This is a genomic window from Tessaracoccus massiliensis (assembly GCF_000826065.2).
GTDB classification, from domain to species: domain Bacteria; phylum Actinomycetota; class Actinomycetes; order Propionibacteriales; family Propionibacteriaceae; genus Arachnia; species Arachnia massiliensis_A.
On the sequence record NZ_LN623537.1, the window covers coordinates 47598 to 65618 of the forward strand.

Annotated in this window: 19 protein-coding genes; 10 read left to right on the top strand and 9 right to left on the bottom strand. The window is 68.5% G+C overall.

Annotated elements, in window-relative coordinates:
* The first annotated feature begins 101 nt into the window (after positions 1-101).
* Positions 102-386 (top strand): hypothetical protein, encoded by a 285-nt coding sequence (locus BN1186_RS00580; RefSeq protein WP_040281547.1) that lies wholly within the window; start codon positions 102-104, stop codon positions 384-386.
* A gap of 10 nt (positions 387-396) precedes the next feature.
* On the opposite strand, the gene BN1186_RS00585 is transcribed toward BN1186_RS00580, so the two are convergent.
* Genes BN1186_RS00585 through BN1186_RS00595 form a run of 3 tightly spaced genes read right to left on the bottom strand, consistent with a single transcriptional unit; the run spans position 397 to position 1352 of the window.
* Entirely contained in the window at positions 397-840 is a 444-nt protein-coding gene (locus BN1186_RS00585) for a GNAT family N-acetyltransferase (protein WP_040281548.1), read from the bottom strand.
* A 4-nt stretch (positions 841-844) separates the two neighbouring features.
* Positions 845-1210 (bottom strand): hypothetical protein, encoded by a 366-nt coding sequence (locus BN1186_RS00590; protein ID WP_052459610.1) that lies wholly within the window; start codon positions 1208-1210, stop codon positions 845-847.
* Positions 1140-1352 carry a hypothetical protein gene (locus BN1186_RS00595; protein WP_040281550.1) on the bottom strand — a complete coding sequence of 71 codons (213 nt, stop codon included), beginning with the start codon at positions 1350-1352 and terminating at the stop codon, positions 1140-1142. The genes BN1186_RS00590 and BN1186_RS00595 overlap by 71 nt, the downstream gene beginning before the upstream one ends.
* Before the next feature lie 268 nt (positions 1353-1620).
* On the opposite strand from BN1186_RS00595, the gene dnaK reads away from it, so the two are divergent.
* From dnaK to pntB, 7 genes are all read left to right on the top strand, one after another.
* The gene (gene dnaK, locus BN1186_RS00600; protein WP_040281551.1) at positions 1621-3483 is read left to right on the top strand and encodes a molecular chaperone DnaK; all 1863 of its coding nucleotides are present in this window, start codon (positions 1621-1623) and stop codon (positions 3481-3483) included.
* The gene (locus BN1186_RS00605) at positions 3480-4055 is read left to right on the top strand and encodes a nucleotide exchange factor GrpE (RefSeq protein ID WP_082031037.1); all 576 of its coding nucleotides are present in this window, start codon (positions 3480-3482) and stop codon (positions 4053-4055) included. The genes dnaK and BN1186_RS00605 overlap by 4 nt, the downstream gene beginning before the upstream one ends.
* A gap of 159 nt (positions 4056-4214) precedes the next feature.
* Positions 4215-5381: a molecular chaperone DnaJ gene (dnaJ, locus tag BN1186_RS00610; protein ID WP_040281552.1), complete on the top strand. Its 1167-nt coding sequence runs from the start codon at positions 4215-4217 to the stop codon at positions 5379-5381.
* A gap of 6 nt (positions 5382-5387) precedes the next feature.
* The gene (locus BN1186_RS00615) at positions 5388-5804 is read left to right on the top strand and encodes a heat shock protein transcriptional repressor HspR (RefSeq protein WP_040281553.1); all 417 of its coding nucleotides are present in this window, start codon (positions 5388-5390) and stop codon (positions 5802-5804) included.
* 253 nt (positions 5805-6057) lie between these two features.
* Positions 6058-6231: a hypothetical protein gene (locus BN1186_RS15300; protein ID WP_180348984.1), complete on the top strand. Its 174-nt coding sequence runs from the start codon at positions 6058-6060 to the stop codon at positions 6229-6231.
* Positions 6232-6447: 216 nt separating this feature from the next.
* Positions 6448-7956 carry a Re/Si-specific NAD(P)(+) transhydrogenase subunit alpha gene (locus tag BN1186_RS00620; RefSeq protein WP_040281554.1) on the top strand — a complete coding sequence of 503 codons (1509 nt, stop codon included), beginning with the start codon at positions 6448-6450 and terminating at the stop codon, positions 7954-7956.
* Between the two features lies 1 nt (position 7957).
* Positions 7958-9364, top strand: a complete 1407-nt coding sequence (gene pntB / locus BN1186_RS00625) for a Re/Si-specific NAD(P)(+) transhydrogenase subunit beta (protein ID WP_040281555.1) — start codon at positions 7958-7960, stop codon at positions 9362-9364.
* Position 9365: 1 nt separating this feature from the next.
* Here pntB and BN1186_RS00630 read toward each other — a convergent pair whose 3' ends face one another.
* Genes BN1186_RS00630 through BN1186_RS00650 form a run of 5 tightly spaced genes read right to left on the bottom strand, consistent with a single transcriptional unit; the run spans position 9366 to position 13434 of the window.
* Positions 9366-9563, bottom strand: a complete 198-nt coding sequence (locus BN1186_RS00630) for a hypothetical protein (RefSeq protein WP_040281557.1) — start codon at positions 9561-9563, stop codon at positions 9366-9368.
* A gap of 8 nt (positions 9564-9571) precedes the next feature.
* Positions 9572-10489 (bottom strand): prolipoprotein diacylglyceryl transferase, encoded by a 918-nt coding sequence (locus BN1186_RS00635; protein WP_074436869.1) that lies wholly within the window; start codon positions 10487-10489, stop codon positions 9572-9574.
* Entirely contained in the window at positions 10489-10851 is a 363-nt protein-coding gene (locus BN1186_RS00640) for a hypothetical protein (RefSeq protein ID WP_218975369.1), read from the bottom strand. The genes BN1186_RS00635 and BN1186_RS00640 overlap by 1 nt, the downstream gene beginning before the upstream one ends.
* A complete protein-coding gene (locus BN1186_RS00645) occupies positions 10848-12437 on the bottom strand; it encodes a radical SAM protein (protein ID WP_040281559.1) in 1590 nt (529 codons plus the stop codon). The genes BN1186_RS00640 and BN1186_RS00645 overlap by 4 nt, the downstream gene beginning before the upstream one ends.
* 46 nt (positions 12438-12483) lie before the next feature.
* Complete coding sequence (locus BN1186_RS00650; RefSeq protein WP_040281561.1) at positions 12484-13434, bottom strand: L-lactate dehydrogenase; 951 nt, start codon at positions 13432-13434, stop codon at positions 12484-12486.
* Positions 13435-13569: 135 nt separating this feature from the next.
* Here BN1186_RS00650 and BN1186_RS00655 point away from each other — a divergent pair, with 135 nt between their 5' ends.
* Positions 13570-14211: a hypothetical protein gene (locus tag BN1186_RS00655; RefSeq protein WP_040281563.1), complete on the top strand. Its 642-nt coding sequence runs from the start codon at positions 13570-13572 to the stop codon at positions 14209-14211.
* 67 nt (positions 14212-14278) lie between these two features.
* On the opposite strand, the gene BN1186_RS00660 is transcribed toward BN1186_RS00655, so the two are convergent.
* Positions 14279-16840: a glycogen/starch/alpha-glucan phosphorylase gene (locus tag BN1186_RS00660; RefSeq protein WP_082031038.1), complete on the bottom strand. Its 2562-nt coding sequence runs from the start codon at positions 16838-16840 to the stop codon at positions 14279-14281.
* 205 nt (positions 16841-17045) lie between these two features.
* Here BN1186_RS00660 and BN1186_RS15305 point away from each other — a divergent pair, with 205 nt between their 5' ends.
* A complete protein-coding gene (locus tag BN1186_RS15305) occupies positions 17046-17837 on the top strand; it encodes a PRC-barrel domain-containing protein (protein ID WP_052459611.1) in 792 nt (263 codons plus the stop codon).
* Positions 17838-18021: the final 184 nt, after the last annotated feature.

The window sequence follows — 18021 nt, forward strand, 5'->3', positions numbered from 1 at the left end:
GTCCACACCGGTCTCTTCGGCCTGCCGGAGAGCTTCGTGCCGCTCGACGGCGCGCGATCGGTGACGATCGCATCGACGCCTTCTACTCCAAGGGTGCCATCGTGGACGCCCCGAGGACCGACGAGCACGGACACCTCAGCCCCGCCGATGAGCGGGCGCTCTACGAGCACTACGGGCGCGACTACCCCGAACCGCCGAGCGGGGCCGCGCACACCGAACTGCACGGCGACGTGTTCAGCACCTCCACCCGGGAGGCCTATTCGCCAGATCGCGCGGCCGACGACGGCTGGATCGAGCGGGGCCCGGGCCAGAACTGGGACGAGCGCGAGTCCGAGTCGGCCGTCGAACGGGCGCGCCTGCGCCGGTTCCGACGCAACGACCTCTGACCGGCCCCCGTCAGGAAGTCGGGCTGGCGGGGCGCACCATGCGGACGTGCGGGATGCCGTCCTCGAGGAAGTCGTCACCCACCCGCCCGTAGCCGAACCGGGCGTACCAGTGCTCCAGGTGGGCCTGGGCGTCGAGCACGCTCGGCCGATCACCGATGATCGTCAGCGCCTCCTCGGTCAACCGGGCGGCCAGGCCCCTCCCTCGATGCCGGTGGTCGACGACCACGCGCCCCACGCGGAGGGTCCCGGCGTCGTGGAGCACCCTCAGGTAGGCCGTCGGCACGCCGTCGCTCTCGATCCAGAGGTGCAGCGCGTCGTCCTCGAGGTCGCGACCGTCGAGGTCGAGGTAGGCGCACTCCTGCTCCACCACGAAGATCTGCGAGCGCAACTGCCACAGCAGGTAGGCGGTGCGGGGGTCGAGGTCGGCGAAGCCGGCGCGGCGAACGGTGTCCATGGCCCTATTCTCCCTGGCTGCACTCTCTCCCGCTGCGCAGCGCCAGCAGCGCCGACTCCTCCTGGGCGGTGAGCCCGGAGCGCCGGGGGCGGTCGAGGCCGCGCGCCACCTCGTCCACCCTGGCCCGCTCGGTCGTCTCGCGCAGAGGGCGGAGCCTGCCGCCCGCGCCGAGGAAGGCGGAGACGTCGCGACGACGGGCCACCGGAGCGTCGGCGGGCAACCAGAGCGGCAGCGACCTCGGCCCGGCCCAGTACCGGACGTCGTGCTCCAGCAGCCACTCGTCCGGGGCCTGCTCGATCTCACCCTCGAAGCCCGCCGCCGCCGCTGCCGTCCGTGCCGTCGGCGTCCCCGCCGTCGACGCCGTCAGCATCGTGTCCGACGGCGCCCGCAGGGTTGTTGCGGTCCGCAGTGGCGGCGAGGTCGCCCTCCCGGCCTTCGGGGGCGGTGCCTGCGGGGTTGTTTTGATCGGCGGTGAGGATCTCGTCGTCGGTGAGGTGGCGCTTGTCGATCATGCGGAACTCCTTGGGGTGGGGGCGTGACTGCCCGCGGGTTTGCCGTCGGGATGGCGACGTATCGAGGCTAGCCGCGCACGGAATGTCGCGCAGGTTTTCGCACCATCCGCGACCCCGGAATAAACGAGGGTTGACGAGGGTTGAGTCTATTGAACTCAACTTTGACTTGAGCATCAGCCGCATGTGTGGTTAGCTTGAGTCAACCCCGCTCAAGGGATCACAACAGAACTTCAACGCGTCACAGCACCTAATATCAGGAGGAAATCACATGGCTCGTGCAGTAGGCATCGACCTCGGCACCACCAACTCTTGCGTCGCCGTCCTCGAGGGCGGCGAACCCACCGTCATCCCCAACGCTGAAGGCTCGCGCACCACCCCGTCGGTGGTCGCGTTCTCGCAGTCCGGCGAGGTCCTCGTCGGCGAGGTCGCCAAGCGTCAGGCGGTCACCAACGTCGACCGCACCGTCCGCTCCGTCAAGCGCCAGATGGGCACCGACTGGAAGGTCGACATCGACGGCAAGGAATACCGTCCCCAGCAGATCTCGGCCTTCGTGCTGCAGAAGCTCAAGCGCGACGCTGAGGCGTACCTGGGCGAGTCGGTCACCAACGCCGTGATCACCGTCCCCGCGTACTTCTCCGACGCCGAGCGTCAGGCCACCAAGGAGGCCGGCGAGATCGCGGGCCTCACCGTTGACCGCATCATCAACGAGCCCACCGCCTCCGCCCTCGCCTACGGCCTGGACAAGGGCGACCAGGAGCACACCGTGCTCGTGTTCGACCTCGGCGGCGGCACCTTCGACGTCTCGCTGCTCGACATCGCCGACGGCGTGTTCGAGGTCAAGGCCACCAACGGCGACAACCGCCTCGGTGGCGACGACTGGGACGCCAAGGTCGTCGACTGGCTGGTGACGCAGTTCAAGAACAAGAACGGCGTTGACCTCTCCAAGGACAAGATGGCCCGCCAGCGCCTCCAGGAGGCCGCCGAGCGCGCCAAGATCGAGCTGAGCTCGGCCACCGAGGCCTCGATCAACCTGCCCTACATCACCGCTTCGGCCGAGGGCCCGCTGCACCTCGACGAGAAGCTCAGCCGCGCGGAGTTCCAGCGCCTCACGCAGGACCTGCTGGACCGCTGCCGCGCCCCGTTCAACGCGGTCATCAAGGACGCCAAGACCTCCGTCGACAAGATCGACACGGTCCTGCTCGTCGGCGGCTCCACCCGTATGCCCGCCGTCGCTGACCTGGTGAAGGAACTCACCGGCGGCAAGGAGCCCAACAAGGGCGTCAACCCGGACGAGGTTGTCGCGCTGGGAGCCTCGCTGCAGGCCGGCGTGCTCAAGGGCGAGGTCAAGGATGTGCTCCTGCTCGACGTGACCCCGCTGTCGCTGGGCATCGAGACCAAGGGCGGCGTGATGACCAAGATCATCGAGCGCAACACCACCATCCCCACCAAGCGCTCCGAGGTGTTCACCACCGCGGAGGACAACCAGCCCTCCGTGATGATCCAGGTCTACCAGGGCGAGCGCGAGTTCGCCCGCGACAACAAGTCGCTGGGTAACTTCGAGCTGACCGGCATCCTGCCGGCGCCGCGCTCGGTGCCGCAGGTCGAGGTCACCTTCGACATCGACGCCAACGGCATCGTGCACGTCAACGCCAAGGACCTGGCCACCGGCAAGGAGCAGTCCATGACGGTGACCGGCGGCTCGGCCCTCGCCAAGGAGGACATCGAGCAGATGGTCAAGGACGCCGAGTCCCACGCTGAGGAGGACCGCAAGCGCCGCGAGGCCGTCGACATGCGCAACGAGGGTGATGCCCTGGTGTTCCGCACCGAGAAGCTGCTCTCCGAGCACGAGGAGACCATCGGCGAGGACGTCAAGCAGCCCGTCGTTGAGGCCACCAACACGCTCAAGGAGGCCCTGAAGGGCGAGGACGACGACGCGGTCAAGGCCGCCATCGACGACCTCAACACCAAGGCCGCCTCCATGGGCCAGGCAATCTACGCTGCGGCCCAGGCCAAGGCGCAGGAGTCCGCTCCCACCGCCGACGGCGAGCCCGCCGCCGACGCCACCGCGCCTGAGGGCGAGGAGGACGTCGTCGACGCTGAGATCGTGGACGAGGAAGAGGACAACAAGTGACTGATTCGCAGTTCGTTCCGGACGGCGAAGCTGTGGGCGAGGGCGTCGAAGAGCCGCTCTCGCCCACGGGCGCAACTCCGGAGGAAGGAGAAGCCACCGTCGAGGAGACTCCCGTGGAGTTCGCCGCCGCAGAGGAGGGTGACCGCATCGCGGAGCTGGAAAAGCTTGTCGAGGAGCGCACTGCCGACCTGCAGCGCCTCGGCGCGGAGTACGTCAACTACAAGAAGCGCGTCGACCGTGACCGCGACCAGGCCCGCGCGGCCGGCGTCGAGTCCGTGTTGAGCGACTTCATGCCGGTGCTCGACGCCATCAGCCTGGCCCGCCAGCACGACGATATCGCCGGCGGGTTCAAGATGGTGGCCGACGAGCTCGAGAAGGTCACCGCCAAGCACGGCCTAGTGGTGTTCGGCGAGGTGGGGGAGGTCTTCGACCCCAACCTGCACGACGCCCTGATGGAGGTGCCGATGGAGGAGCCCGTCGAGGTCACCACGGTGTCGCAGGTGATGCAGCAGGGCTACCAGCTCAAGGGCCGCGTCATCCGCCCGGCCCGCGTGGGCGTGGCGAACCCGTGACCCGGACGCTCCCTGAGCCAGCCGCCTGCGGCTGGTCGAAGGGCGCCATGCGAGGTCGCCGCCCCGGCGAGGATAACTCGGTGACCCTTCGGCCTGCCGGGCTCGCAAGCTCGGTAGGCAGGCTCAAGGCACGAAACGTGGAGAGGAGATGAACCAGAGATGAGCACGAAGGACTGGCTGGAGAAGGACTACTACAAGGTTCTCGGCGTCTCCAAGAACGCGACGGCCGACGAGATCAAGAAGGCCTTCCGCAAGATCGCGCGCGACAACCACCCTGACCAGAACCCCGGCGACAAGAAAGCCGAGGCGAAGTTCAAGGAGGCCTCCGAGGCCAACGCGGTGTTGTCGGACGCGGACAAGCGCAAGGAGTACGACGAGGCCCGCAGCCTGTTCGGCGGCGGTTTCCGGTTCAACCGTCCCGGCCAGCCGGGCGGTGGGGGATCGCCGTCGTTCGAGGATCTGTTCCGCAACGCGGGCACCCCGGGCGGGGCCCAGCCCGGCTTCGGGGACCTCTTCGGCGGGTTGTTCGGCAACGCCGGGGGCGGGGCCACGCGTCGGGCGACGCAGCGCGGCCCCCGTCGAGGTGCTGACATCGAGGGCGACGTGACGATCAGCTTCGAGCAGGCCGTCGACGGCGCCACCGTGAGCATGCGGACCGTCTCGGATCAGCCCTGCCCGTCGTGCCGGGGCACCGGCGCGAAGGCGGGCACGCTCCCGCGGGTGTGCCCCACCTGTGAGGGCTCCGGCATGCAGTCGTCGCAGTCCGGTGGCGTGTTCCACATGAGCGAGCCGTGCGTCGACTGCCTGGGTCGCGGCCTGATCGTTGACACGCCCTGCCCCGATTGCGCCGGCTCGGGCCGGGGCAAGTCCACCAAGACGATGAACGTGCGGATCCCCGCAGGCGTCGAGGACGGGCAGCGCATCCGGCTCAAGGGCAAGGGTGCGGCCGGTGAGAACGGCGGCGCCCCGGGTGACCTGTACGTCACCGTCCACGTCACGCCGCACAAGTTGTTCGGCCGCAGCGGCTCCAACCTCACGCTGGAGGTGCCCGTGACCTTCACCGAGGCGTCGCTGGGTGCCGACATCCAGATCCCCACGATGAACGGCCCCAAGGTCAAGCTGCGGATCCCGCCGTCGACGCCCAACGGGCGCACGATGCGCGTGCGTGGCAGGGGAGCGCGGAGGCCTGACGGCACCAAGGGCGACCTTCTGGTGACCATCAAGGTCGAGGTGCCCGACGACCTCAGCGAGGAAGCCAAGGCGGCACTGCAGGAGTACGCGGAGAAGGCCCACCAGGTCAACCCGCGCGACGCGCTGTTCGGGTGATGAGCCATGAGCCAGCACCTGCAGCCGTTCGACCCTGACGCCGCGGTCTTCCCCGTCTCGGTGGCCGCGTCGCTGGCGGACATGCACGCGCAGACCCTGCGCGGTTACGACCGGCTCGGCCTCGTCGTCCCCCAGCGGGCGCGGGGCCGGGGCCGGCGGTACTCGCTGCGCGACGTCGCCAAGTTGCGGCACGTGCAGTACCTGTCGCAGACCGAGGGCATCAACCTCGAGGGCATCCGCCGCATCCTCGCCTTGGAGGAGCAGGCCGACGCGCTGCGTGAACAGGTGGACAAGCTGAGCGACATGGTGCGTCGGCTTCAGTCGGCAGACCAGGTCGCCCGCGTCTTCACCGCAGAGTCGAGCGGCCGCGTGCATCATGGCCGCTACCGCCCCGAGCACCGCTTGGCGCTCCCTCCCGGCTGACCCGAGCGCCAACCGTCGAGCACAATCGCCAACGCAGCGCACCAAACGCCAACGCACATCGACGAACGCCGCCGAAAGGTGCCGCCGCCCTTGTTATAGCGGGGGCGAGGGCACTGAGTGGAGGCCGATTGGAATCTGCGTTGGCGTTGATCAGCGAGATGGGGGGGGCGCGGGCAATCCCAGTTCGACGAACTGCGCGTGGCCCGCCCCGCTGGAGGGCATACTGGCCAGACCGAAACAAAGGAGCCCAACGATGACTGACGAGCCCATCCCCTCCGGTGGCGAGGAACTCTACGAGGAGGGTGCTGCCCACCCTGGCGATGCTGCCGAGCCCACCGGCGACGAACTGAACGAGACGGTGGAGCGCTCTGTCGACGACCTCATCGGCGGCGACGACAACACCGACGCTGAGCCCAAGGGGGAGTGAACCCAACGCAGACTGGCTGACGCACCCAAGGTCTCGACGCCCCGCGGCCCTGCGGTGCCCTTCGTCGTGCCCCGGCTCCTTCGTCGCGGGGCACGCTGAGGGCGCGGGGGGCCTCGTCGCGGGGCGCGCTCAGTGCGCGGCCTGTTGTTGCCGCCCGAGCGGGGGCTAGGGCACCCCGCGACTCCCTGAGGGGATCGGTAACGGTACGGTTCGGGCATGGATATCGGTGTGCCCAGGGAGGCCGACGACACGCGCGTGGCCGCAACTCCCAAGACGGTGGAAGCCCTCCTGAAACTCGGATACCAGGTGCTCGTCGAGAGCGAGGCAGGAGCTCTCGCCTCGTTCGACGACCAGCAGTACCTCGACGCCGGGGCGCGGGTGGTCGACACCGCCAGCGCCTGGGGCGCCGACGTCGTGCTGACGGTCAACGCACCGCTGCCGCAGCAGCTCGACCTGGTGCGGCCCCGCGCCATCCTCTTCTCGTTCCTCTTCCCAAGGCAGAACGACGGCGTGGCCACCCAGTACGCCGAGCGCGGCATCACCGCCCTCAGTATGGACATGGTGCCGCGCACGTCCCGCGCGCAGGCCCTCGATGCGTTGAGCGCGTTCGCCAACATCTCCGGCTACCGGGCCGTCGTCGAGGCCGCGCACGCGTTCGGCCGTTTCTTCACCGGCCAGGTCACCGCGGCGGGCAAGGTGCCACCGGCGAAGGTGCTCGTCGCGGGCACCGGCGTGGCGGGCCTCGCCGCCATCGGCGCCGCGAACTCGATGGGCGCGGTGGTCTCCGCCACCGACGTGCGCCCCGAGACCGCCGAGCAGGTCGAATCCATGGGCGCGAAGTTCCTCCACGTCGCCACTGCCGACCAGGGCGTCTCCTCCGACGGCTACGCCAAGGAGGTGGGCGCAGATTACGCCGCCCGCGCGGCGGAGTTGTACGCCGAGCAGGCGCCCGTCACCGACATCATCATCACCACCGCCGCCATCCCCGGCCGCCCGTCGCCGAAGCTCATCACGGCGGACATGGTGGCCTCGATGAAGAACGGCTCCGTGATCGTCGACCTCGCCGCCCAGGGTGGCGGCAACTGCGAGCTCACCCGCCCCGGCGAGGCCTACGTTACCGACAACGGCGTGACCATCATCGGCTGGACGGATCTGGCCTCCCGCCTGCCCGGCCAGTCGTCGCAGCTCTACGGCACCAACCTGGTCAACGCGCTGGGCCTCATGACGCCGGAGAAGGACGGCGTGGCAGTCGTCGACTTCGACGACGAGGTCATCCGCACCATGACGGTGGCCCGCGACGGCGAGGTCACCTTCCCGCCGCCGCCCGTCCAGGTGGCCGCCGCCCCCGCTCTGGCGGTGCCCGAGCCCAAGGCCCCCCGCCCCTGGTGGCACCAGGTGCTCGCCGTCGGCCTCGGCTCCCTCGCGATGATCGCCGCGCTCACCTTCGCGCCGCAGGGCCTGGTGGGGCTGTTCGGCATCTTCGTGGTGGCCGTGGTGGTGGGCTACTACGTGGTCTGGAACGTCACCCACGCGCTCCACACCCCGCTCATGTCGGTGACCAACGCCATCTCCGGCATCATCATCGTGGGCGCCATGACACAACTGGCCAGCGACTCCTGGACAGTCAAGATCCTCGCGTTCGTCGCGGTCCTCATCGCAAGCATCAACGTGTTCGGTGGCTTCACGGTCACGCACCGGATGCTCAACATGTTCCGGAAGGCCTGAAATGCTGAGCAACTTCATCGACGCCACCTACATCGCAGCCGGCCTCATGTTCATCCTGGCGCTGGCCGGGCTGAGTAAGCACGAGACCGCCAAGAAGGGCAACGCCTTCGGCATCATGGGCATGGCCTTCGCACTGATCGCGACGAACTTCGCCATCGCCTACACCGATTACGCCAACCACAACCTGCAGCCCGTCTCGGCCGCCCTGCTGTACGCGGCGATCGGCATCGGCGCGCTCATCGGCATCTGGCGCGCCCGCAAGGTGGAGATGACCGGCATGCCGGAACTCATCGCGCTGCTGCACTCCTTCGTGGGCGCCGCCGCGGTGCTGGTGGGCTACAACGTCTACCTCGACAACCCCGGTGCTGACGCCTTCCACACCGTCGAGGTCTACCTCGGCGTGTTCATCGGCGCGGTCACCTTCACCGGCTCGATCGTGGCGTGGGGCAAGCTCAACGGCCGCTTCGCCTCCAAGCCGCTCACGCTGCCCGGCCGCCACTGGCTCAACCTCGGCATCGTCGTGGCGCTGGCGTTCCTCGGCTGGTGGTTCGTCGCCACCCACTCGATCATCCCGCTGATCATCGCGACGGTGCTCTCGCTGCTGCTGGGCATCCACCTGGTGGCGGCCATCGGCGGCGCCGACATGCCCGTGGTGGTCTCCATGCTCAACTCCTACTCCGGCTGGGCCGCGGCGTTCTCCGGCTTCATGCTGGACATGAGCGTGCTGGTCATCACCGGCGCCCTCGTCGGTGCCTCCGGCGCGATCCTGTCCTACATCATGTGCAAGGCCATGAACCGCTCCTTCATCTCGGTGATCCTGGGCGGCTTCGGCGACGACAGCGCCGCCGCCGTCGCAGGGGCCGACGGCGAGCACAGGGAGGCCTCCACCGCTGAGGTCGCGGCGCTGCTGGCCGACGCGGAGAGCGTCATCATCGTGCCCGGCTACGGCATGGCCGTCGCGCAGGCGCAGTACCCCGTCGCGGAGATGACCGAGGCCCTGCAGAAGAACGGCACGCGGGTGCGCTTCGGCATCCATCCCGTCGCCGGCCGCCTGCCCGGCCACATGAACGTGCTGCTCGCAGAGGCCCACGTGCCCTACGACATCGTCGAGGAAATGGACGAGATCAACGACGACTTCTCATCGACCGACGTGGTGCTCGTCATCGGCGCCAACGACACCGTCAACCCCGCCGCGGAGGAACCGGGCCTGCCGATCTCCGGCATGCCGGTGCTGAAGGTGTGGGAGGCCGGCACCGTCGTGGTGTTCAAGCGCTCCATGAGCGCGGGCTATGCGGGCGTGCAGAACCCGCTGTTCTTCAAGGAGAACACGGTGATGTGCTTCGGCGATGCGAAGGCCAGCGTCTCGGCGATCAACGCCGCGCTGCCCGCCCCCGCCATCACCGCCTGATCTACGGCTGGGCGAAGCCGGCGATCAGCAGCACGCACGCGCCGGCCAGGATGATCGGCGTCACGCCGGCGGCGATGAACATCCCGGCGCCGGTGCGGCGGGATTCCGGGCGCACGGTGAAGAACGTCGCCAGGCCCAGCCAGATGGTGAACGTCAGATAGGGCAGCCAGCGAAACGGGTTGCCCCAACCGCTCGGCAAGGCGAACGTCAGAACGACCGAGCCGAAGGCGATCGCCGCAGCGATGGCGATGCCCAGCCAGATCGAGCCGCCCGACGGCGGGGGTGGCGGCGCGTTCTCCGGCGCCCAATGCGGATACCGCGGATAGCCCCCTCCCGGTGGGGGAGGGCCGTGGCCGCTCCTTCCGGCACGGCGCGCGATTCGCGCCACATGCGCACCATTCTCCACGCCAACAAGGGCAGCGTCAGGAGACAGAACAACTGGGGGCCGGACAGCCCGAACGCGAACTCGCGGTTCCCGCGCACGAACTCGACCCCGAAACGGAACAGCGCGTAGGCGCTGACATAGAGGATGAACAGGTCGCCCGGACGGGGCAGCCGGCCCCGCAGGCGCATCAGCGCGAAGAAGGCGACGACGTGGAACACCGCCTCGTACAGCAGCGACGGGTGGTGCCCACACGAGGGACATTCGTCGACGTGGCCGCCCACCGCGTCGACGAACCCTGCGGGCATCGTCACGCCCCAGTTGCCGCCGGTGCGCGTGCCCGGGTACTCCGTGAGGAAGCAGCCGATCCGCGCGATCCCGATGGCCAGGGCCGCGGCGGGCGCGAACAGGTCTCCGGTCTTCCAGCGGTAGCCGGTGATCCACTTGCCGAAGTAGACGCCCACCCAGGCGCCGATCATGCCGGAGACGATGCTGCGGTTGCCGCTGAGCCACCACTCCAGCAGCCCTGCCGGTTCGCCCTGGTCGACGCTGGTCAGCCAGGTGCCGAGCCGCCCGCCGACCGCCCCGAACGCCAGGGTGCAGCCGACGATGGCCCAGAGCCTGTCGTCGCGCAGGTTGAGGCGGCGCTTCTCGGACAAGAACACGATCATCGCGGCGATGAGGCCCAGCGCGGTGAACAGCCCATGGACGACATCGTTGTTCGGGTAGGGCAACTCCATCATCAGGCGGCACCGAAGAGCCGCATGCCCCACCACACGGCGCCGGCGACCCCGGCGAGCGTGAGCAGCCCCAGGTAGGCCAGCACGAGGCGGGTGTCGCGCAGGTAGCAGCGGGACCGACGCAGCCCGGCCTGGTGCGCCTTCCAGTAGCCCGCGAAGGCGACCCCGGCGAACACCAGCAGTGCGAACGGCCCGAAGATCCAGCCGAGCAGTGCCACCGTGGAGAAGATGCACAGCTTCAGCGGGTCGAAGGCTGGCTCCTCCCGGCTGGCCTCGCCGGCGGGGTCCGCGGGGGGAGGGGTGCTCCCGATCATCGACGACACCGTGGGCCCGGCGGCGAACTCGCGCGCGCTCTTCTCGCTCACCGCCGGCTCCTCTCCATCAGCTTCAACGGCTGCGCCTTCTGGGTGAAGCCGAGCCGCTGCGCGCCCAGTTCTGGCCAGGCCTGCACCGCGCAGAACGGGGCGCACTGGTGGAGGTCTGCGGCCGACTTCGTGCCGACGTGCACGCAGCATTGCGTGAGCCGCTCCTCCAGCATGGTGTTGATGTCCATGAACGGCTTGACGGTGATCCGCTTGACGCGTTCAGCGAGCAGCCGGCGCATCCTGTCGCCCTGGCCGGGCAGCCGGCTGGCTGCGAGGGTGGCCATGGTGGAGATGCCCAGGTCGCAGGCGGTGCAGATGTCGCGCCACACCTGGAAGGTCCGCGGGTGGGTCAGGGAGGTCTGCTCGCTCATCAGGTCCAGCAGGGAGGTCTTCATCAGCTCCCGGAACTGTTCAGGGATCTCCGTGTCGACGAGCCGGTTGGCGATCAGTTCCGGCTCCAGCTGCAGCCACTCGGCCAACTGGTCGTGGCCCATGATGCTGACCAGCGAGCGCCAGGTGCCGTCGTCGCCCTTGATCATGTAGCCGACGGAGGCGCAGTGGGGGTGGGAGCACGGCAGGCCGATGAGGTCGTGCCAGTTGACCACGCCGCCGGTCTGTTCGCCCATCCGGGCCAGGGTGCCGCCGTGCGTGACGCGGCTGTTCGGGTCGACGCCGGGGTTGCGCCCGGAGCCGAACACGGGCTGGAGTGCCACGCCGCCGACGAAGGGGGTCTCGAGCGCCTTGGTGAGGACGGCACCGATGTCTGCGTCGTTGAGGCCCTTGACGATCGTCATCACGAGGGTGACGAAGACGCCCGCGCCTGCGAGTCGTTCGATGGTGCGGTCCTTGCGGGCGCGCAGGTCCCCGCCGCGCAGCGCGACCCCGGCCTCCTTGGACGGCCCGTCGTACTGCAGGTAGACCTCGGCGCGCTGCCGGTGCTTCTTCAGCACGGCGAGCAGCGCGTCGTCCTCGGCCAGGACGAGGCCGTTGGTGTTGACCATGATCCGCACGATGGGGCGCGCCACGAGTTCGTCCATGAGTTCGGCGAACTGCGGGTGGAGGGTGGGCTCGCCGCCGCTGAGCATCAGCACGTCGAGCTTGCCGCCCTCCCTCTCCAGGCGGGTGTCGACGGAGGCGAGGATGTCCTCGACGCTGGCCACGCCCTTCAGCGCGGGGCCGGAGGCCGTGAAGCAGGTGGGGCACCGCAGGTTGCAGTGCTCGATGACATCCTCCAGCAGGATGCAGGTGTGCTGCGTCTGCGTGGGCGGCAGGCCGTAGGCGTAGGCCTCGGGGATGGGGCGGAAGTTGGTGGGGTCGTCCGGCACGTGCTGCTTGGTGGGCGCCTGCCAGCGCTCCAGGTAGCCGACGATGTCCGCGCGCTCGTCGTAGAGCGTGCGCACCAACCCGTGCTCCGGGCAGCCTCGCTGCAGCCACAGTTGGCCGTCCTCGTTGAGGAGCACTCCCGCCAGCCGCTCGGCGCCGGTCAGCGAGCCGTCGGCCGCGTGGCAATGGGGGCACCAGGCGGTGACGTACTTGTGCACCCGGTCTGTTCTCGTGGGGCGCCCCGGCCCATAGGCTGTCTGCATTCGGCCTCCTCAAGCGTGCAGCCTAGCCGGTGGAGGAGACCATCCCTCAGAAGCCGAGGCGGCGGGCGGCCTCCCGGATGTGCTCGGCGGAGTCCTTGAGGCTCTGGAGTTCGTGCTCGTTGACGGGCAGCGCCAGCGCGCGGCCCACGCCACGCCCGTCGACGACGCGGGGGACCGACATGCAGACCTCCGAGATGCCGTGCCAGTCGTCGAGCTGCGCCGAGACGGGCAGCACCGTGTGCTCGTCGCGCAGCACAGCCTGGATGATGCGGGTGCCGGCCAGGCCGATGGCGTAGTTGGTGGCGCCCTTGCCGTCGATGACCTCGTAGGCGGCGCGCACCACCTGATCGGCGATCCGGTCCCGCGCCTCCGGGCTCAACTGGCCGGTCTGCTGCTCCCACTTCTTGAGGGGCACCCCGCCGATGGTGGCGGTGCTCCACAGCGGGGTCTCGGTGTCGCCGTGCTCGCCGGCGATGTAGGCGTGCACGTTACTGACCGCCACCCCGCACTCCTGCGCGACGAGCCAGCGCAGCCGCGACGAGTCGAGCACCGTGCCGGAGCCGAACAGCTGGTGTGCGGGCAGCCCAGAGATCTTCAGCGCGGCCTGCGTGGTGACGTCGACGGGGTTGGTCACCATGATGAACACCGCGTCGGGCGACTGCTCCACCAGCGGTGGGATGAGCGTCTTCATCATCTCGACGGTTTTCGCAGCCAGGTCCATCCGCGTCTCGCCCGGCTGCTGCTTGGCGCCGGCAGCCACCACCACGACGTCGGACTTCGCGGTGACCGCAACGTCGTCGGAGCCCTCCACGGTGACGTGTGGAGGGAGGAACTGGCTGCCGTGTGCCATGTCCAGGGCCTCGGCGCGTACCTTGGTGGCGTTGATGTCCTGCAATGCCACGTGGGTGGCAGCTCCATTGATCAGGGCCGCGTAGGCCAGGGACGTGCCGACGGCGCCCGCGCCGACGACCGAGAGTTTCGTGCCGCGCATCTTCATGTCCCCACCCTGCCATGCCGCCGAGGGGCGGTCATCCTCAGGGGTGAATCCGGGCAGGTTCCAGGGTCAAACCCCTCGTGACGACCCGCTCGACACGGCACACTGGAGGAGTACCGAGAGATCCAGGAGGGTCCCATGACCGAACACATCAATGAGCGCCCCGACGAGCAGGACAAGCACTTCGGCGACGAGGACGACTTCGCGGCCAACAACTCGACCAACCTCAACGACACCGCAGACTTCGTGGCGGAGGATGCCACGTCGGTCACCGACGACGCCACCGACGCGGCGGCGGATGCTGCGGGCGAGCCGCACCACTCCGTCGACGGGCCGGAGCCGAAGGTGACCGCCGCCGATCAGATGGGCCAGAACTTACGTAAGGCAGCCGAGGACACCGCCTACGCGGCCGTCGGCTTCGTCGGCCTCGTGGCAGACAAGGCCAAGGAGTTCTACGAGGACCAGAAGCGGCAGTACGCCGATTCGCACCCGGAGTCCGACAGCGATACCGGCGCCAAGAACTTCCTCGCTCAGCTGCGCGAGCAGCTCGACAAGTTCATCGATGAGGTCAACCGCGGTTTCCGCGACCTCGCGGAGCGCGGCCGCGCCTCCGCCAAGGACGGCGACAGCAGCTTCGAGGACAAGGCTGACCGCTTCGCCGAGAATGTCGCGGACAAGGGGGACAAGGCCGCCGACGACGTGGCTTCGGCCGTAGACCGGGCCGCGGAATCCGTCGAGGACTTCGCCGAGGGCTTCCAGCGCCCCACGCACGAGGCCTGACCCCTCACCGGGAACAACAACAAGCGGCCGGCACCCTCGGGTGCCGGCCGCTTGGCTGTGTGTCCGATCAGAGCATCGGGCTGGTGTGCCAGATGCGCTGCAGGTAGTCGCGCATCGAGCGGTCCGAGCTGAAGTAGCCGGTGCGGGCCACGTTGAGGATGGCAGAGCGGGTCCAGGCCTCCTGGTCCGCGTAACGCTCCTCGACGCGGGCCTGCGCGTCCACGTAGCTCTGGAAATCCGCCAGGGCCATGAAGCGGTCCTGGTTGATCAGGTTCAGCACCACGGAGTCGAACGTGTGCCCGTCGCCGTTGGAGAACGTGCCCGAGAGGATGAGGTTCAGCGCGTCGCGCAGGTTCTCGTTGCTCTCGTAGTACTCGGTGGGGTTGTAGCCCTTCGCCTGCAGCTCGGCGACCTCCGGCTCGGTCATGCCGAACAGGAAGAAGTGCTTGTCACCGACCAGTTCGCGGATCTCCACGTTGGCACCGTCGTCGGTACCGACGGTGAGCGCGCCGTTGAGGGCGAACTTCATGTTGCCGGTGCCCGAGGCCTCCATACCGGCCAGCGAGATCTGCTCGGACAGGTCCGCCGCAGGGATCAGCTTCTCGGCGAGGGTCACGTTGTAGTTGGCCGGGAACGCCACCTTGAGGCGACCTTCGAGGCGCTTGTCGTTGTTGACCACCTCGGCCACCTTGTTGATCAGGTGGATCGTGTCCTTGGCCATGCGGTAGCCGGGGGCGGCCTTCGCGCCGAACAGCACGGTGCGCGGCGTCAGGTCCGCGGCGGTGATCTTGCCGCTGATGACCTGCTCGTACAGCGAGACCACGTGCAGGAGCTTCAGGGACTGGCGCTTGTACTCGTGCAGGCGCTTGACCATGACGTCGAGCATGTGGCCGTCGGGCAGGTCGATGCCGTCGCGCTCGCGCAGCAGTTCGGTGAGGCGGTGCTTGTTCCAGGCCTTGACCTCGCGGAACTTGGCCTTGAACTCGTCGTCTTCGGCGAACGGTTCGAGCTCCTTGAGGCGCTCAAGATCGGTCACCCAGCCGGAGCCGAGGGTGTCGTTGAGCAGATCAGCGAACTTGTAGTTGGCCATCCGGACGAAGCGACGGGGGGTGACGCCGTTGGTGACGTTGGTGAACTTCTCGGGCCACAGCTCCGCGAAGTCCTTGAGCACCTTGTCGCGCAGCAGCTGCGAGTGCAGGGCGGCCACGCCGTTGATCTTGGTGGCCGCGACGGCGGCGAGGTGCGCCATGCGCACGCCCCGCTCGGTGCCCTCCACGATCAGCGACATGCGGCGGGCGCGGATCTCGTCGCCGGGGAAGGCCTCCCGCACCTCGGCGAGGAACTCCTCGTTGATCTGGTAGATGATCTCCAGGTGGCGGGGGAGCAGCCGGCCGAGCAGCTCCGTCGACCACACTTCGAGCGCCTCCGGCAGGAGCGTGTGGCAGGTGTAGGCGAAGCATTCGTTGGTCACCTTCCACGCCTCCTCCCAGCCGAAGCCCTCTTCGTCGATGAGGATGCGCATGAGCTCAGGCACCGCGATGACGGGGTGGGTGTCGTTGAGCTGGTAGATGATCCGGTCCGCCAGGTTGTGCAGATCGAAGCCCTCTTCGAGCTCGTTGTTGATGAAGTCGCGCAGCGACGCGGCCACGAAGAAGTACTGCTGCTGCAGGCGCAGTTCCTTGCCCTGCGGCGTGGAGTCCTCCGGGTAGAGCACCTTGGAGATGTTCTCGGCGAAGGTCTGGGCGCGGACGGCCTGGGCGTAGTCGCCGGCGTTGAAGATCTGCAGGTCGAACGCCTTGGTGGCCACGGCGCTCCACAGGCGCAGCGTGTTGACGCGGCCGTTGAGGTAGCCGGGCACCATGTAGTTGTAGGGCACCGCCTGCACGTTCCAGTCCGGGATCCAGCGGGTGTGCTCGTTGCCCTCGTCGTCGGTGTACTTCTCGGTGGTGCCACCGAAGTTAACCTGGACGGAGGCTTCAGGGTGCGGGAACTCCCACGGCCCGCCGAGCGCGAGCCAGGTATCGGGCTGCTCCACCTGGCGGCCGTCGACGAAGGTCTGGCGGAAGATGCCGTACTCGTAGCGGATGCCGTAGCCGATGCACGGCACGTTCATGGTGGCCAGCGAGTCGATGAAGCAGGCGGCGAGACGGCCGAGGCCGCCGTTGCCGAGGCCGGGCTCGATCTCCTGCGCGCGCAGCGTGGGCAGGTCGAGGCCGCAGAGCTTCAGGCCCTCTTCGGCGATGTTGTGCAGGTCCGTGGCCAGCAGCGCGTTGTTCAGCTGGCGGCCCAGGAGGTACTCGGCCGAGAGGTAGCCGATGGACTTGACCTTGGCGTCGTGGGTCTTGCGGTTGGTCTCGAGCCAGCGCGCCATGAGGTAGTTCTTGACGGTGCTGGCGAGGGCCAGGTACTGGTCGTTGACGCTGGAACTCGACAGGGTGACGCCCTGGTTGGTGTTGAGTTCGTGCAGGAATTCCTTCACAAAACCGTCGACGGAGTACGTCGGGGAACCCACCGGCGCGGTGGCGAGCGGGTGCGTCGGAGTGGACGAGGGTCCGGTGCTGCGGACGTTGGTCTCGGGTGATTCATCGGCCCGCATGGGGCCCCCAGTGTTCTGCGCGGAGTCAGTCATGGCCCCAGACTAGTTTGAACGTGCATATTTCTCACATCGGGGGCGCCTTCGTCCGTCCCCGATGTTCGCGGTACCGCGGGTGCCGAATGCCTCCTTCTGGGTGTTGCCCGGCGTTGGGACGTGCGGAAAGCTGGATGCCACTGCCGGTTGAGCGGGACCCCACAAGGGTCCCCGGCCGGCCGAACCTCACGAAGGGAGCAACACCATGCACCACGACGAGAACATTGACCAGCTGCTCGAAGCCACCGCCTACGACCCGAACGGCGACAAGATCGGCGGCGTCAGCGGCGTCTACCTTGACGACCAGACCAGCCAGCCCATGTGGGTCACCATCAACACCGGCCTGTTCGGGCTGCGGACCAGCTTCGCCCCGCTCGCCGGCTCGTCGCTGGAAGGCGACCGCCTGACCATCGCGCACGACAAGGACACCGTCAAGGACGCGCCCAACGTCGACGAGGATGGCCACATCACGCGCTCGCAGGAAGACGAGCTGTACAGCTACTACCGCGTCGATTCCGGTGAGATCGAGGCCGAGCGGCTCCGCACCCGCCGCTGGAACCGCGACGACGTGGTGGCCGACGGGGAGCACCGCCCCGACGGCCCGCTGTTCGACCACGACCGCGACGGTCGCGGCCCCGTGGGCGAGGTGCTCGACGGCCCCGACGGTGACCGCTTCGACAGCCGCCACGACGATTCCGGCCTCCGCGAGGACGACTTCCGTGAGCGTCGCGACGATCTCTCCGGGGACCCCGCGTACCGCAACGATCCCGCCTTCATCCAGGATCAGGCCGCGCAGGGCGACGAGCGCTACGTCGACAACGAGCGCCTGCAGGACCAGCGCCACGACGAGCCCGGCCTGGCCGGCGACTACGTCGCAGGCGATGCCACCGGGCGTCCCGATGCCGCTGACGGCCCCGTCGGGGACCGCCGTCGCGGGGCAGACCCCATCGACGGTCTGCTCGACGATCCGGATGCGGACGGACGTCGCAACGTCTGAGGCAACTGACCTCCGCTGACATGGATCGGCCGGCCCGGCAACGGGTCGGCCGATTCGTTTCTGAACAAACTGCGACGGCGGGTCAACCAGATCGAGACCTGAGGCGTATTACATATGAGCCCCGCATCCGCGAGGATGAACACATCCCAGGGGCACACCCGCCCCACAAGGCACAGAGTTAGGA

Excerpts from the sequence above, each read along its gene's own strand:
- BN1186_RS00585 (WP_040281548.1), bottom strand. The coding sequence starts at position 840 with ATGGACACCGTTCGCCGCGCCGGCTTCGCCGACCTCGACCCCCGCACC.
- BN1186_RS00590 (WP_052459610.1), bottom strand. The coding sequence starts at position 1,210 with ATGCTGACGGCGTCGACGGCGGGGACGCCGACGGCACGGACGGCAGCG.
- BN1186_RS00595 (WP_040281550.1), bottom strand. The coding sequence starts at position 1,352 with ATGATCGACAAGCGCCACCTCACCGACGACGAGATCCTCACCGCCGAT.
- dnaK (WP_040281551.1), top strand. The coding sequence starts at position 1,621 with ATGGCTCGTGCAGTAGGCATCGACCTCGGCACCACCAACTCTTGCGTC.
- dnaJ (WP_040281552.1), top strand. The coding sequence starts at position 4,215 with ATGAGCACGAAGGACTGGCTGGAGAAGGACTACTACAAGGTTCTCGGC.
- BN1186_RS00615 (WP_040281553.1), top strand. The coding sequence starts at position 5,388 with ATGAGCCAGCACCTGCAGCCGTTCGACCCTGACGCCGCGGTCTTCCCC.
- BN1186_RS15300 (WP_180348984.1), top strand. The coding sequence starts at position 6,058 with ATGACTGACGAGCCCATCCCCTCCGGTGGCGAGGAACTCTACGAGGAG.
- BN1186_RS00620 (WP_040281554.1), top strand. The coding sequence starts at position 6,448 with ATGGATATCGGTGTGCCCAGGGAGGCCGACGACACGCGCGTGGCCGCA.
- pntB (WP_040281555.1), top strand. The coding sequence starts at position 7,958 with ATGCTGAGCAACTTCATCGACGCCACCTACATCGCAGCCGGCCTCATG.
- BN1186_RS00635 (WP_074436869.1), bottom strand. The coding sequence starts at position 10,489 with ATGATGGAGTTGCCCTACCCGAACAACGATGTCGTCCATGGGCTGTTC.
- BN1186_RS00645 (WP_040281559.1), bottom strand. The coding sequence starts at position 12,437 with ATGCAGACAGCCTATGGGCCGGGGCGCCCCACGAGAACAGACCGGGTG.
- BN1186_RS00650 (WP_040281561.1), bottom strand. The coding sequence starts at position 13,434 with ATGAAGATGCGCGGCACGAAACTCTCGGTCGTCGGCGCGGGCGCCGTC.
- BN1186_RS00655 (WP_040281563.1), top strand. The coding sequence starts at position 13,570 with ATGACCGAACACATCAATGAGCGCCCCGACGAGCAGGACAAGCACTTC.
- BN1186_RS00660 (WP_082031038.1), bottom strand. The coding sequence starts at position 16,840 with ATGACTGACTCCGCGCAGAACACTGGGGGCCCCATGCGGGCCGATGAA.
- BN1186_RS15305 (WP_052459611.1), top strand. The coding sequence starts at position 17,046 with ATGCACCACGACGAGAACATTGACCAGCTGCTCGAAGCCACCGCCTAC.